The organism is Pricia sp., from assembly GCF_041745955.1.
Lineage (GTDB): Bacteria > Bacteroidota > Bacteroidia > Flavobacteriales > Flavobacteriaceae > Pricia.
The window spans coordinates 1-2,242 of the sequence record NZ_JBGTHY010000155.1 but is presented as its reverse complement, the minus strand read 5'-3'; the positions used below and the strand labels follow the sequence as shown (position 1 = coordinate 2,242).

The 2,242-nt window shown below is 37.5% G+C and carries 2 protein-coding genes; one reads left to right on the top strand and one right to left on the bottom strand.

Features of this window, described 5'->3' with window-relative positions:
- Positions 1 to 561 (bottom strand): ABC transporter permease (locus ACEW8S_RS05740; RefSeq protein WP_373517224.1); only part of this gene is annotated, 561 nt, incomplete at its 3' end.
- Between the two features lie 126 nt (positions 562 to 687).
- Between ACEW8S_RS05740 and hisS the strand changes: the two genes are divergently transcribed.
- On the top strand, positions 688 to 2,058 hold the full coding sequence (gene hisS, locus ACEW8S_RS05735) for a histidine--tRNA ligase (RefSeq protein WP_373517223.1): 1,371 nt from the start codon (positions 688 to 690) through the stop codon (positions 2,056 to 2,058).
- The last annotated feature ends 184 nt before the right edge of the window (positions 2,059 to 2,242 follow it).

Here is a 2,242-nt window from a genome sequence, read left to right as displayed (position 1 = left end):
AATAGTTTGATCAACTGGATTTACGTCGCTCAGCAGGTCGTCGTAAATGTCGCTTCCTATAACGCAAACGTTATTATTATTTTCGATATCAAAAGAATTAAATCCACGACCATCTTCTATTTCCCAGCCGCCGGCATCCATAAAATTTTCATTAACCCCGACTACAGAAACTTCTGGATCGGTCTTTTTGTTTTCAAATTTTATCTCTGCTGCTCGCGTTCCATTAAATGAGACGGCAGTTTTGGAAAATGGAAAACGATATTCGTCCTCAAATGCTCTGACCTGATTGTAATTTATGATAGGATTGACTTTCTCTCTCTCTGCACCACGCCCACTACCTATTCTAATATTAAGTTCATTCTGCTGTATGTTAAAGGTGTTGGCCCCCATAAAGGAGAAATTGCTGGCCAGTGAACTTTCTAGTGCAGAAACCGCGCTTAAAATCCCAACCAGTGCCATAATACCGATCCCTATGATTAAAACCGTGAGTATAGTTCTTAGTAATTGGGTCCTAATTGATCCAAAGGCTATTTTAATATTCTCTTTTAATAAGGGAAACATTTTTCTGACTGATTTTTGTTTGGTATAATAATAAGACTATCAAATGTCAATAAAGTTACCTTAAATACAAAATATCTTTATAAGCCGTGATAATTATAATATTTTTGCGGGGAATCTACAATTAAAATGGCAAACAGAGCAAGCATCCCTAAAGGGACTAGAGATTTTAACCCAGCCGAAGTCGCAAAGCGAAATTATATCATCGATATCATAAAATCGCAGTTTAAGCTCTACGGATTTCAGCCGATAGAAACTCCCAGTTTTGAAAATTCTGAAACCTTGCTCGGTAAATATGGGGACGAAGGAGATCGTTTGATTTTCAAGATTTTAAATTCTGGTGATTTCTTATCGAAAGTTGATGATGAAACCTTAAAGAATAGGGATATTTCTAAAATATCTTCGCAAATTTCGGAAAAAGCCTTACGATATGATCTGACTGTTCCGTTTGCTCGATACGTGGTACAGAACCAAAATGATATTGACTTTCCATTTAAACGCTATCAGATTCAGCCCGTTTGGAGAGCCGATAGACCCCAAAAAGGACGGTTCAGGGAATTTTTTCAGTGTGATGCCGATGTTGTTGGTTCTACCTCACTTTGGCAAGAAGTTGAATTTGTTCAACTTTATGATGCTGTTTTTGATCAGCTTCAACTTAAAGGAACTACGATAAAAATCAACAACCGAAAAATTCTTTCTGGTATTGCCGAGATCATTGGGGCACAGGACAAGCTCATCGACTTTACGGTTGCCTTAGATAAGCTCGATAAAATAGGAGAGGAGAAGGTCAAGGACGAAATGCTGCAACGTGGCATTTCTGAAGAAGGCTTAAAAAAGCTTCAACCTCTATTTTCGCTTTCCGGAAGTTTTGACGAAAAATTGTTACAATTAAGTTCACTTTTAGAAGACTCCGAAATTGGTAAAAAAGGAATTCGGGAATTAGAATTTATCTATGCCTCGATCTCAATACTAGGATTAAGATCGGCAAAATTGCAACTAGATGTTACTCTGGCAAGAGGACTGGAATACTATACCGGGGCAATTTTTGAAGTTTCTGCACCAAGTGGTGTTGATATGGGCTCTATAGGCGGAGGCGGTAGATATGATGATCTAACGGGCATTTTTGGATTAAAGGATGTTAGTGGTGTGGGGATCAGTTTTGGACTCGACCGAATTTATCTCGTCATGGAAAGTTTAAATCTTTTTCCTGAAGCTATTTCTGAATCCGTCCAAATACTCTTCATCAATTTCGGTGATTCCGAAGCGATCAAGGCATTAAAGACCATCGCGATCTTAAGGGATAATGGCGTGAGCTGCGAACTGTATGCCGATGCAAAGAAAACCATAAAGCAGTTCAATTATGCTAACAAAAGGAATATCCCGTTTGTGGTATTGCTTGGGACCACCGAAATTGAAAATAAAGTTTTTACCTTAAAAAATATGAAAACCGGAAATCAAGAAGAACTTAGTCTTGATCAAATACTTGAAAGATTCAAATAAAATTTATCAGGTTTGTACAATTAATGAGGAACGATTACTTTTTCCGTTTTTCTAGAACCTTGCTCAATCTTAACTATCAAAATTGAATTTTGAAAATTGGCGTTATTGATATTCACCTTATGGATATCTGCATAATCTAGCGAATGCAGCAACTGACCGTTCACTTTATAGATCATAATCCGGG